A 12,356-nucleotide genomic window follows, 5' to 3' on the forward strand; every position below is an offset into this window, starting at 1 on the left:
CCAGCTTTCCAGCTCCCTACTCCCAGAAAAACGGGCCTTCGCCGCGCAGCCGCGCCAATCCCTCCACAAAATAATAATCACCGTAAATCAGCGGCACATCCAGGTTGGTCCGGTTCGGATAATTGCTGGTGCCGTGGAGGATCAGTCCTTCCTCATTCGGATCCTCCCAGGCTCCGTAATTGCGGTACAGCGATTCCAGCATCCGGACCGCCGGCTCGCGGTAAACGTCGCCTTCCAGTTCGCCGCATTTGTCTGCCAGCAGCAGCAGCCCGCTTGCGGCGCAGGCCCCCGCCGACGAATCCCGGAGCTGCCTTTCTGCAAGCGGCGCCCGGAAATCCCAGTGCGGCACAAGATCGTCCGGCAGCCGGGTTAAAAAGAACTGGGCCACCCGCTTGGCCGCCTGTAGATAATCGGTACGCCCGGTGTGGTGATAGGCAAGCGTCAGCCCGTAAATCGCCCAAGCCGTTCCGCGCGACCACGCCGATTCGGGCGCATAGCCCTGGCCGCCTTGGCCCTCGATGAACTCGCCGGTGGCGGCATCAAACCGCAAAATATGATACACAGACCCGTCAGGCCGGACGAAACGGTTAAGGACGGTGTCCATGTGAGCTTCCGCAATATGGCCGAAACGCGGATCGCCGGTTACCCGGCTTGCCCAGAACAGGAGCGGCACATTCATTGCACAGTCGATAATAGCCACACCGGAATTGTCCTCCCCGGGAGTCCAGGGATTCCACGCCCGGATGTATCCGCCTTTGATATTGAACCTGGAGGCCAGGAAACTGGCGGCCTTCAGGGCGCGTACTTTTGAACGTTCGCCGCCATGCAGCGTATGGTTTGCCACACTGGTCAGCGTCCACATAAAGCCCAAGTCATGGTCCAGCCGCACATAGCCATCAATCACTGCATCCAGCCGGCTTTCGCACCGCTCTGCGATCTCCCGCAGCTCCGCATCGCCGCAATCATTGTACAAAAGCCACAGCATGCCTGGCCAAAATCCCGCCGTCCACCAAAACGGCTCTTCCAGCACATACTTTCCGTCTATACTCGCATGGGGGAAATTCGCGCCGATCCGCGCCGTATTCCGTTTTGTCTTCTGCAGCGCGTTTTCCCATGCCTCCTCGACCCAATCAGGCCGCTGCGCAATGTCCGTCATTATTTTTCCTCCCGGCTGTCCTGTATTGTGGCAGTGCAATCCATGTAAAGGACTTTGCAGCCTGAACTTTAATCAAAACTGAATTCGAACGTAAACGAACTCTCCGATTCAGGTTTTTTCACCGCAAAATCAAGTGTATACCACTTCTCATCCACACCCGCGTGATTTCGGTAAAAACGCTCGTTGACCCGCGGCTCAAGCCGCGCAGCGTCATATCCGATCCGGAGTGTGCCGCCCGCGCCTTCAAGGCGGATTCCGCCCGCTTCTTCCGCCAGCGGAAGAATCTGCGTCACGAACCGCTCCACCAGTTCCCTTGGGGGCGAGTCAAAACGGAACCTATCCGTTACACGCAGCTCCGGCCCCGCCTCCGTTACCGCATTCCAATCAAACGTCCGCACCAACGAACGAAGCGAAGGAACCCGGTAAGCTGCCGCCAGCTCCAGACTCATTCGCGCGGATCTCCCGCTGCCCGCAATCACCGCATCCGGCGCTCCGGCCGCCTCTGTATCTTCATATGAAGCTTCCAGGTCTTCCCCTTCCACACGTGGATCTGCTGCCGAGTCCACCTCTACCATATGCGGATTCACTGCCTGATCTACATCCGCCATGCGCGGATTCACTGCCGTATCTACTTCTGACATGTGCGGATTTACTGCCGTGTCCACCTCCGCCGCAAGCAGGACCGCAGCCGACTCCGCCCCTTCAGCCTGCAGCATACCGTCTATAATCGGCAGCGAATGTCCTTGGGCTCCATTGCAGTCGAAGGTATAACGCTTTTCCCCGAAATAGCTGGACGTATATTCGCCGCTGCCAAGATCCGTCAGGAACGCCTCCCCGCCCCGCACCAAAATAAAATGTCCCACATCGTTATGATTGTGCGGTTCGCCATTTGTGCCGCCTTTAGCGGCAAACGCGCGCATTACGCCGCCTTCCGGCCATCTTGCAACGAGCCACTGCGCGCCCCGCATCAAGTAAGCGGCGCTTTGCCAGTCTCCGGCCCGTTCCTTCTCCGGTTCACGCCAGATCAAGTCCCGGAAGGCATGTGCCCACCGGCTGCACGGATCATGCGAAAACATGGCGTTAAAGCCCGCCGGCGGCAGCTGAACCTCCGGATAGCAGCGTGACAAATAATGGGACAATCCGGGGTGAATGCGGACCTGCCGCACGGCGTCCGAAAAGTTTGCAGGCCGGTCTTGGCTCAGGAAACAGCGCTGTTGAAACAAAGCGATGTTGCGCACCTTTTCCTCATTAAAATGGTCAATCCGTCCTTCTGTCCGGCTGCGCAGCAGATCGGCGTAATAAACGAAATACCCGAATCCGTAATTCCAATACCCCGGACCTTCAAGACATACGCCGTCATCCCCGAAGCCGCGGAAATAAAATTCCATACTGCGCTCGGCCCGTGTTAGCACGGCCGCCAGGTCCTCCGGTGAAATAGAGGGCTGCAGCAGCGCTGCGGCACCGACCGAACCCGCGCAGACAGCCGACCAGTTCGTCTCCACCGTCTCCCAATGCCAGGGGCCCGCTTCAAGGAATGGCCGGATGATCCGCTGCTCTACCTCCCGGGCGATCCGGTCCTTCAGCATGCCGGGAAGCATATTTTCCAGCAGCAGGGCAATTTCGTTTAGTGTAAATCCGGTTTCCGCAGCAAACAGGTCAATCGTCTCCGGCCGGCCCCCATCCGGCAGATGGGCTGGCAGACACCACGTATATTCGCCGCAAACCGCCCACAGCACATCAAACAGCCCCTGCTTCCATTCTTCCTGCTCCGGTTCCAGCATCGACAGTACCGCAAACGTATTCAGCCGCCGTCTGCGCTCAAAATAAACCCGTTCATACTCCAGCCTCGTGCCCTGCTTGGCATACAGCACGAACAGGGAATACGTCAGTTCGGGAATCGCCTGCTCCAGCAGCCGGCCGCCCTCCCGGCGGATGTCCTCCAGTTCCGCCTTCCAGCCGCCCGAAGCCTGGACACGGGCCCAAAAGCCCTTTTGATCGCCTTCCGGATAATACAGCGACCGGTCCGCGGGCCGCATTTCCTCCACCAGTCTGCGTATGATTGCCTGCTCCATTTCCGCTTTCCCCTCCGATTTGTCCGGACTTATCCCCGGTACTCCGCCGGCGTCATCCCGGCGTGATGTTTGAACGTCTTGATAAAGTAGCTCTGGTTGTCGTAACCAAGCTGTTCGCAGATTTCGCCTACAGTCAGTCCCGTCTGGTCCAGCAGCTCCTTTGCGCGTTCCATTTTCTTCCGGGTAACATATTCGATAAAGGTCACCCCGGTCTCCTTCTTGAACAGCCTGCTAAAATAACTTGCGTTCAAATGAAGATGGGCCGCAACCTCGTCCAGACTAATCCGGGAGTTCAGCCGGAGCGAGACGTATTTGCACGCTTCCAGCACCTCTGCCCGCGTTCCCGCGCCGCCCCCCGCCTGTCTTACACCGGAGATCCGCTCCAGATGTTCCGCCAGCCAGTCACGCAGCTCCGCCAGCGAGTCGATCTCCACAATCTCTTTATGCAGCGAATCCGCCGAATAGGCCGGCCGGACCGATTCCACCGCATGCAGCTTTAGCTTGAGATCCAGCAGCAGCTTCAGTGTCCAGTCTTTGACCGTTTCAAGAGGATACCGCTCCCGCCGAATCCGGCCCACCCAGCGGTCCGCGCAGTCCTTCGCATCCTCCGGACGTTTGCCGATCAGAATCTCACGCAGCTCCGTGCTGGCTTCATCGTAATAAGCAAATAACCCCCTGCTTCCTGGCGAAAAATCCGTCTCCACCCGTTTTCTGGAGATCGTCCCCGGCTCCAAATAAAATCTCCGTTCTTCATCCTCCAGCAGCCGTTTCAGGCTGATCTTCAGCGCTTCAGGCCCTCCCGACGGCTCGCCCATTGCAAAAGACATCCGGATCTTCAGCACACTGCGCAGCGTCTCCTGCACCTGCCGCAGCGCGTGTTCCGCCTCGTCGTAAATATTGCGCTTGAGTCCCGGCTTATACCCGAACAGCACCAGAGAAGACCGCTCGCCGTACCCGAAATGAAGCGCTTCCGCAAACAGGCCCGGCAGCACCTCGTTCAGGACGTTGCCTAAGGCGAACTGCAGCGTTTGACCGGAGAAAAAACGGTACTGCACCGCCCGGTAATCGTCGATAAATCCGGCAACAGGCAGACAATGCAGTCCGTCCCGGAACAATCCGAATTCGGACGCTTCCCTCCGCCAGTCCTCAGGCGACACGAGCGGATGATGAATCAGGTTTTTGACCAGGCGTTCCTTGCGGATTTCCTGTGTCTCCTGCTGCAGATGCCGCATGCGGGACCGTTCCCAGCCGGCCTGCGCCTCCTGGTCCAGCGCCTCCTTGAACTTCCGCAGCAGCACCGCCAGATCCGCCGGGTCCAGTGCGTCTTTCAGGAGGTAGTCCTGGACATTCAGCCGCATCGCCTGCTGCGCATATTGAAATTCATTGTGGCAGGACAAAATAGCAATCCGCACACCGGGTTTACGCTCTTTGATCCGTGCGGACAACTCCAGTCCATTCATCTTTGGCATCCCGATATCGGTAATGAGAATATCGGGCATTTCCCGGCTCGCATGCTCCCAGGCGGTTTGCCCGTTCTCATGGCTTCCGATGAGACACAGGCCAAGCCGTTCCCACTCGATGGTCTCCGACAGCAGTTCAATGACGGGATAGTCGTCGTCCACCAGCATCACTTTATACATCTGCGTCCCCTCTTTCCACCGGGATTTCCATGCGGATCGCCGTCCCTTTACCCGGCTCGCTGATTACATCGATGCGGAAACCGCCGCCGTACAGCATCTGCATGCGTTCCGCGACATTCACCAGGCCGATGCCGGAGAAGCCGCCGCTCCGGCCGGACACTTCCACTTGAGCTGCAGCGCGTGCCTGATTCCCGGCGGATGATTCTCCTTGATCCACTGCACGCTCCCGGCTCCCGCCGGACAGGTTTTCCGGCCCTTCATCATGGCCCATAGCCCTGCCGTCCGGCTCTCCCGCTCCGGCTGCACCGCCCTGAATCCTGCCGAGAATCCGCAGCCGTTCGGCTTCCTCCATCCCTCTGCCGCTGTCCTCGACCGTCAAAATCAGCTGGCTGCCCTGGAACCCGGCGCCAACCGTAATCGTCCCGGCCAGTTGGCCGAGCCCGTGAATCAGCGCGTTCTCAACCAGCGGCTGAAGGATGAAGCGCGGCACACGCACCAGAAACGCCTCCGGATCGACGCGCGTCAGCAGCGTAACCTCCTCTTTTTGCCGCAGATTCATTAAGGAGACGTAATGGCGCAGCAAATCGATTTCCTCGTGCAGCGTGATCGCATCCTCTTCCCTGCTGATCGTCATCCGCAGCAGCATGGACAAGGAGCCGATCATTTTGGCGCTGTCGGGATCGCCCCGCTTCATCACCTTCATCCGGATGGAGTTCAGCACATTAAACAAAAAATGCGGATTAATTTGGGCCTGCAGCATCTTCAGCTCGGCCTTGCGTTTGCGCGTCTGGTTGTCGGAGACCTCCCGGATCATCTCCCCTACCCGGTCAAGCATCTGGTCAAACAGCAGACCCAGCCGGCCAATCTCGTCGTTGCCCCGCACGCCTGAGCGGACCTCCAGGTTGCCCCGCTGCACGGCGGAGGTAACCTTGCCGAGCCGCACCAGCGGCCGGGTAAAGCGCCGCACAAGCACCAGCAGTAAAATCAGGAAAACGGCAAACGAGATAAGCTGAAAGACAAAGACACGGCTGAAAATCGAGCTGATATTAACCGTCGCTTCTTTATACGGCTCCATTAGCACAAGCCGCCAGCCATTAAACGCCATCCGCTGCTGGGCAACCAAATACCGTTCACCGCCGATGCCAACCACCGAGGTTTCCTTCATCCCTTCGATCAGGGACCGCTGCGGAAACACTGTTCCGATGATCTCGGGATCGCGGGCCGAAACAATCCGTCCTTCAGCATCCAGCAGCATAATGCCGTTTTCCTCGGACAAACTGCCGAATACGCCGCGGATCTGGCTTTCCATAATGGTGACAACGGCATACCCGTAGATTTTGGAGCTTTCCAGCCGGAGTGTTCTGGCGACTGAAATCTGATAAGGGTGATCAAATTTGTCATATTGAAACACGGTCGGCTGCGGTCCTGCCCAAAGCGACTGCATGCCGGTGAACCGCTCCAGCCGGCCAAACCAGGATTCGCGTTTGTATTCGAGCGGATTGAAATCGCTTACCGAATAGTTCATATAATACTCATCGTTTGTTAAAATGACGGTCACGTATTTTTTGCTCCCGAGATAAGTTAAGCTGTCCAGCTGCTCCAGCACCCGGTTTTTCTCCGTAAAAGCCGTATACGGGTCGGCGCTTTCCTTGCCGGAAGCGACCAGCTTCAAATAGGTGCCGAGTCCGGAGTTCACTTGAATGTAGTTGGTTACATCCAGCATGCCGGTCAGCAGATTCGTGACGGATTCGCCTACCAGGTGCAGCGAGCTTTCCGCATTTGTAATTGCCTGCCGTTTGACCGCCTCCTGGGTCATGAAATTGTAGAGGATCAGAGTGAACACTGCCGGCACCAAAATGCAGGCGATAGCGGCCAATGTCAATTTATGCCGGATGGATGCCGGACTCCAGGCTGTAAATGGGCGGATCACGTTCTGCCAGCGCCTCCCGTTATGCATAGAATGGATAAGCAAAAGGGGCGAGGTTGTCGCCCCCACACGGGTTATTATAGCAGACTATTTTTTATTGGTTTCGATAATCTTGTTCACACGTTCCTGCGAGTTTTTGATGGTGGTGTCAATGTCCTGATTGCCGAGAATCAGCTTTTCGTATTCCTCGTTGATCGCTTTGTACACTTCCGCCTGATAGGAGGACGGCGGGACAATCGCGGACGCTTTGGACACCATCAGCGTGTCAACCAGCGATTTTTTGTCCACCTTTTCAGGATTTTTAGTGGCGGATAAAATTTTGTCGATGATGCTCTCCACCTGCGACGATTCAACCTTGCTCCAGGCCGGAATGTTTTTGCCCTGCACCAGCTGGCCTTCCGTCGTATACCACCGGACAAAATCATACGCTTCCTGCTTATGCTTCGACTTTGCCGCCACCGATACATAGTCTGTTGTCACCGGCGTCAGACCAATCTCGTCAGCCGGGTTGTTTTTCGGGAAGGGAGCAACAGCGACATTAAAGTTCAGCGGCACTTTGTCGGTTCCGCCCAGCTCGGTGTTCATCCAGCTGCCGATCACCAGCATGCTTGCCGATTCATTAAAGAACTGCGTGCGGTACGCCAGCTTTTGCGAAATCATATCGGTATAAGGAACAGAGGACTGGTCTTCCTTCTCCATCCGCACTCTAAGCTCAAGCGTTGACTTAAAGTTCAGGTTATCCAGGTTGGACGAACCGTCGGCTTTTAAATAGTCCGTATCCTGCGGCTGATTCATCATTTTCAGCTTCAGGAACTCCATCCAGCCGCCCGCATTGGGTCCGTGGAAATACGTTCCATACCGTTTGTTTGCGCCTTCGCCTTGGGTCAGTTTTTTTGCATAGTCGGCAAAATCGTCCCAGGTCCAGTCGGTTGGCACCGGCAGACCCGCTTCATCCAGATGGTTTTTGTTCAGCAGGACATACCAGGAGTTGAACTTGCCCGGCAGCGCATACACTTTGCCGTTCAGGGAGGTGTCGACCTTGTATTCGCTTTTGACGTCAAAACCTTCTTTAGTGATAAATTCATCCAGCGGCTCCGCCATGCCCAGCGCCACACGCTGCGCATAACCGGCAGGATCGCTGAACATCAGGATGTCCATCTGGGCGTCGGAAGCCGCCTCGAGGTCAAGTTTCTTAAACGCTTCCTGGGTATCGCCTTTTTCGCTCAGCTGCACCAGCTCGATTGTGACGCCGGGATGCGAATCCTCGTAAGCCTTCAGCGTGGCTTTCCAGTTGTATGCTTCTTCGGTACCGTAGGTGTATAGGCGCAGATTAACCTTGTCTCCGCTGCCGCTGTCCCCGGCCGCCGCGCTTTCGGTTTTGCCCCCTGCGTTTGATCCGCTGTTCCCGGCAGCCGCATTGCCGCTTCCGTTGCCATTGCCGTTGCCGCCGCAGCCCGCCAGCAGCGCGACAAGCATCGTGCCGGCCAGCACGCCGCTCCACCATTTCTTTTTCGCCATTGTGTAACCCTCCCTTATCGTTTGCACAGCTGTTACTTATTGTAATGGATCCCGGACAGGCAGGTACGCTTGAAACGGCCCGCCGCCGGAGACATCCTCATTATATAAAGCGCTTACAGTTAAATTATAATACTATATTTACTTCTTTTTAATTATTTTTACTTTATTGATTGAATTATCCTTTTACTCCGCCAAGCGCGATGCCTTCGATTACGTTCTTTTGGCCGATGATAAACACGACGAGCAGCGGAAAAATGGCCGAAACCGCGGCCGCCATAATCAGCGAATAAAACTCGCCGCTCATGGAGGTAAACTTCTGCATGCCGAGTTGGATCGTAAACAACCGGTCGCTCCGCAGGAAAATCAGCGGGTTCTGATAATCGTTCCAGGTCCAGATAAAACGCAGGATGGCGTAAGTCGCCACCGCCGGTTTGACCAGCGGAAGCGCCACCGACCAAAAAATCCGCGGATGGCTGGCGCCGTCAATTTTGGCTGACTCGATAAACTCCTGATGAATGCCCATAAAGAACTGCCGCAGCATAAACGTTCCCAATACGCTGAAGCTGCCGAGCACGATGAGGCCGAGATGGCTGTCGAACAGCCCGATGTTGCGGTACAAAATGAACTGCGGAATCAGGATCGCCTGTCCCGGGATCATATAGGTGATCAGTACGATCAGGAACAAAGCCGAGCTGCCCTTAAAATGAATTTTTGAAAACCCGTACGCGGCCAATGCCGACACCGTGCAGGATGTAAGCGTTGTGATGACGCTGACCTTGATGGAGTTCCAATAATAAATGTAAAACGGGTATTCGCCAAACCAGACGTCCTTGTAGTTCTCAATCGCGTTCCAGGTGCGCGGAATCCACTGGATCGGATAAACAAACACGTCGCTTTCCACTTTAAACGAAGTGACCAGCATCCAGACAAAAGGCAGCAGAAACAGGATACTGATGGCGAACATAATCGCCGTTATGACGGCTTTGCGCCAGTCGATGGCGGTTTTTGCAGGCATGGGGATCTCTCCTTTCCCTAGTAGTTGACCCATTTTTTCTGCGCGATCCATTGGCCGAACGTAATCAGCATGACAAAACCAAACAGCACGGAAGCGATGGACGACGCATAACCCACCTTCAGATTGACGAATGCCGTGTCATACAGATACCAAACCATCATAGTAGTGGAACCGATCGGCCCGCCTTGCGTCATGACAGCGATTATATCGAATACTTTGAAGGTAGAGATAATCCCTGTTACCAGGAGAAAAAAGGAGGTTGGCGACAGCAGCGGAAACGTAATCCGTGCAAATTGGGTCCAACCGTTGGCGCCGTCAATTTCGGCCGCTTCATACAGGTCCTTCGGAATCGACTGCAGGCCGGCAATGTAAATGATCAGGTTGAATCCAATCGAAATCCAGACAGAGATCATCATGATGGAAATCAATGCGAAATTCGGATCGGCGATCCATTTCGGCGGGTTGCCGATACCGATGGTACGCAGCACTTCATTAATCGGACCGTAGGAAGGCTGAAACAGCACCTGCCATACCACCGCCACCGCGACGACACTGGAGATATAAGGCATGAAGTAAGCGACCTTGAAGTACCCCTTGGCGTAGACGTGACGGTCAATGACGATTGCTAATACCATCGAGATCAACATATACACCGGTACCGTCAGCAAAAAAATCAGGTTGTTGCGCACCGAACGGAGAAACATTTCGTCCTGCAGCAGGTTGCGGAAATTATCCAGCCCTACCCAGCGGATGCCGTCCCAGCCCTGGACGAAATTCCAGTCCGCGAAGCCGAGGACTAGCGTTGCGATAATCGGCAGCAGAACAAGAATCGACACGCCGATCAGCATCGGACTGACAAACAGCAGCCCCCACATCGTCTCGCCGCGCTGGAGCGTGCCGTACCGCCGGCCTCCTTCGGGCTTGGCCTGCCGGGCCGTCACCGGTTGAACAGATTGCGCCATAAGTAACACCTCGTTTTGGTTTCAATGTAATCGTTTGCAGCTGTTCTCATTATAAAAAAAACACCGCCAGCCCTTTGACGGTATTTTGATCATCTTGACGCTTAATTTGACATGTTGCCCAAACCGGCGCACATAAAACAGCCGCACAGGGCCGGGTAACGGCTGACTGTGCGGCTTGCGTTTATTTATTTAACTTTACCGTAATTCTACATGGAAGCCGTAACTCTACACGGACTCTGCTACGCCCAGCTGCCGGTTTTTTTCTTTAAACCGGTCGTTGTGGGACGACACGTACGCCGCAGCCGGCGCTTCCGGGTCGAGGTACAGCTTTGCGCTGTTAACCGCAAGCGCCGCGTCGGTGAACGCTCCGGCGATCAGCCGGATTTTGCTGCCGTAGTTCGCGGAATCTCCAGCGGAGAAGATGCCCGGCAGGTTCGTGGCCAGCCGCTCGCTTACATTCAGATTCCATTCGCCAAAATCCAGCCCCCATTTGCGTAGCGGGCCAAAATCGCTGGTCAGTCCGTGATTCACGATCACGGCATCAACTTCAATCTCCATTGTGCCGCCCGCTTCCATATGGGTCAGCGTAACCTTATGGATATCGCATCCGTTTGCACTGTGCAGAGCATTTACAGCGTATGGCGTAAGCACCCGTGTCGCGCATTCGTGCATCCGGGCCACATTTTTTTCATGCCCGCCAAACTTGTCACGCCGGTGGACCACGGTCAGTTCAGCCGTCAAGGGCGCCAGCTCGTTCGCCCAATCCACCGCGGAATTGCCTCCCCCCGAGATAAGAACCCGTTTATTCCGGAACGGCTCCAGCTCCTGCACGGTATAGTGCAAATTCGTAACCTCATACCGGTCTGCCCCTTCGATCTCCAGCTTGGCCATCTTCAGAATCCCGTATCCCGCCGCCACAAGGATCGTCCGTGTCCAATGACGGTGGCCTTCCGAGGAGATCAGCAGGTAGGTTCCATCCGCCAGCCGTTCACAGCCGGTAATGTGCTGCCCGAAGACAAAGGTCGGATCAAAGGTCGCCGCCTGCTCCTTCAGCTGGTCGATCAGCTTCCGGCACGGAATTGGCCCGACGCCGCCCACATCCCAGATCATTTTTTCGGGGTACAGCAGCATCTTGCCGCCAAGCTCCTCCTTGGCTTCAATGACCTTGGTTTTCATATCGCGCATGCCGCTGTAAAAAGCGGCGTACATTCCCGCCGGTCCTCCGCCGATAATCGTAATGTCGTACAGCTCAAGCGTTTCCATGTGTGTTCGCCTCCGCTTCTAGATTTGTATGTAACCGCAAGCCGGCTAATGAGGTGCCGGTCGTATCCGTCGATGACTGACTATAACAGCAGTTTGTGAGATGACTGAAGCCGTAAAGTGCGTTTCTGGTGATTGTACTGGTGACTGTATAGGGAAGCTGTGCTCACCTTTATGTGATATTAATAATCATTCTCAATTAATGATTCTATAGAAAAACCTTCCGTTTGGCAATGCCCTTTCCGCATCACAAGAAAAAAAGAACCTCGACAACAAGGTTCTTTCATCGCAATGCAATGCATTTAACATAGAATATAATAAGGACGCACTAAGCAGTGAATTCGGCAAGTTAAAGCCGTTCCGACAGCACACGGATGATTTGTTCCAGATGTGCAATCCAATCAGGGCTGTCGCCTCGCAGTTCATAAAGCTCACGTTCTCCGCCTTTATTGTCACGTATCTGCTGTACCAATTGCCTGAGATCAGACAGGTCTTCCGAATCCCAGACAATCTCCGTCAGCCCTTCCAATCCTTCATATTGCGTCTTGCCGGATTGAATATACGCGCACACAATTTCGGCAAGCGCAATGGCTGTATTATCGTATAGAAAATCTTCCTCCTCAGGATCCTCCGAAAGAAATCCCAGCTCTCTGAAGTGTGTTAAAAGCTCCCTTACCTGAACGGTCTTGCGGTCCTTCACATATTCAGTTAAGGCATGTAGAACATCCAATCCTTCATCGCTTTCCAGCGAGGTTACTCCCCATGATCCCATCGTTATCCCGCCTTCCTGTCTGTTTATTTTATCC

At 55.2% G+C, this 12,356-nt stretch carries 9 protein-coding genes; all 9 read right to left on the reverse strand.

Going from position 1 to position 12,356, the window contains the following annotated elements; translation table 11 throughout:
- Window positions 1–16 precede the first annotated feature (16 nt).
- The 9 genes from ACE6ED_RS05120 to ACE6ED_RS05160 all read right to left on the reverse strand — a co-directional run bounded on the left by ACE6ED_RS05120 (window position 17) and on the right by ACE6ED_RS05160 (window position 12,322).
- The gene (locus tag ACE6ED_RS05120) at window positions 17–1,156 is read right to left on the reverse strand and encodes a glycoside hydrolase family 88 protein (protein WP_410825996.1); all 1,140 of its coding nucleotides are present in this window, start codon (window positions 1,154–1,156) and stop codon (window positions 17–19) included.
- 68 nt (window positions 1,157–1,224) lie between these two features.
- Window positions 1,225–3,228: a hypothetical protein gene (locus tag ACE6ED_RS05125; protein WP_410825998.1), complete on the reverse strand. Its 2,004-nt coding sequence runs from the start codon at window positions 3,226–3,228 to the stop codon at window positions 1,225–1,227.
- Between the two features lie 29 nt (window positions 3,229–3,257).
- Window positions 3,258–4,868: a response regulator transcription factor gene (locus ACE6ED_RS05130; protein ID WP_410826000.1), complete on the reverse strand. Its 1,611-nt coding sequence runs from the start codon at window positions 4,866–4,868 to the stop codon at window positions 3,258–3,260.
- Complete coding sequence (locus ACE6ED_RS05135; protein WP_410826002.1) at window positions 4,861–6,798, reverse strand: sensor histidine kinase; 1,938 nt, start codon at window positions 6,796–6,798, stop codon at window positions 4,861–4,863. Before ACE6ED_RS05135 ends, ACE6ED_RS05130 begins: the two co-directional genes overlap by 8 nt.
- 84 nt (window positions 6,799–6,882) lie before the next feature.
- Window positions 6,883–8,313 (reverse strand): ABC transporter substrate-binding protein, encoded by a 1,431-nt coding sequence (locus tag ACE6ED_RS05140; RefSeq protein WP_410826004.1) that lies wholly within the window; start codon window positions 8,311–8,313, stop codon window positions 6,883–6,885.
- 175 nt (window positions 8,314–8,488) lie between these two features.
- On the reverse strand, window positions 8,489–9,328 hold the full coding sequence (locus tag ACE6ED_RS05145; RefSeq protein ID WP_410826006.1) for a carbohydrate ABC transporter permease: 840 nt from the start codon (window positions 9,326–9,328) through the stop codon (window positions 8,489–8,491).
- 17 nt (window positions 9,329–9,345) lie between these two features.
- Window positions 9,346–10,290 carry a carbohydrate ABC transporter permease gene (locus ACE6ED_RS05150; RefSeq protein ID WP_410826007.1) on the reverse strand — a complete coding sequence of 315 codons (945 nt, stop codon included), beginning with the start codon at window positions 10,288–10,290 and terminating at the stop codon, window positions 9,346–9,348.
- A 225-nt stretch (window positions 10,291–10,515) separates the two neighbouring features.
- Window positions 10,516–11,553: an NAD(P)/FAD-dependent oxidoreductase gene (locus ACE6ED_RS05155; protein WP_410826008.1), complete on the reverse strand. Its 1,038-nt coding sequence runs from the start codon at window positions 11,551–11,553 to the stop codon at window positions 10,516–10,518.
- Between the two features lie 346 nt (window positions 11,554–11,899).
- Window positions 11,900–12,322 carry a DUF4259 domain-containing protein gene (locus tag ACE6ED_RS05160; RefSeq protein ID WP_410826010.1) on the reverse strand — a complete coding sequence of 141 codons (423 nt, stop codon included), beginning with the start codon at window positions 12,320–12,322 and terminating at the stop codon, window positions 11,900–11,902.
- Window positions 12,323–12,356 lie beyond the last annotated feature (34 nt).

It is taken from the genome of Paenibacillus nanchangensis (assembly GCF_046543445.1).
Taxonomy (GTDB): domain Bacteria; phylum Bacillota; class Bacilli; order Paenibacillales; family Paenibacillaceae; genus Paenibacillus_AQ; species Paenibacillus_AQ nanchangensis.

Coding starts and splice junctions, on each gene's coding strand:
- ACE6ED_RS05150 (WP_410826007.1), bottom strand. CDS start 10,290: ATGGCGCAATCTGTTCAACCGGTGACGGCCCGGCAGGCCAAGCCCGAA.
- ACE6ED_RS05125 (WP_410825998.1), bottom strand. CDS start 3,228: ATGGAGCAGGCAATCATACGCAGACTGGTGGAGGAAATGCGGCCCGCG.
- ACE6ED_RS05130 (WP_410826000.1), bottom strand. CDS start 4,868: ATGTATAAAGTGATGCTGGTGGACGACGACTATCCCGTCATTGAACTG.
- ACE6ED_RS05145 (WP_410826006.1), bottom strand. CDS start 9,328: ATGCCTGCAAAAACCGCCATCGACTGGCGCAAAGCCGTCATAACGGCG.
- ACE6ED_RS05120 (WP_410825996.1), bottom strand. CDS start 1,156: ATGACGGACATTGCGCAGCGGCCTGATTGGGTCGAGGAGGCATGGGAA.
- ACE6ED_RS05140 (WP_410826004.1), bottom strand. CDS start 8,313: ATGGCGAAAAAGAAATGGTGGAGCGGCGTGCTGGCCGGCACGATGCTT.
- ACE6ED_RS05160 (WP_410826010.1), bottom strand. CDS start 12,322: ATGGGATCATGGGGAGTAACCTCGCTGGAAAGCGATGAAGGATTGGAT.
- ACE6ED_RS05155 (WP_410826008.1), bottom strand. CDS start 11,553: ATGGAAACGCTTGAGCTGTACGACATTACGATTATCGGCGGAGGACCG.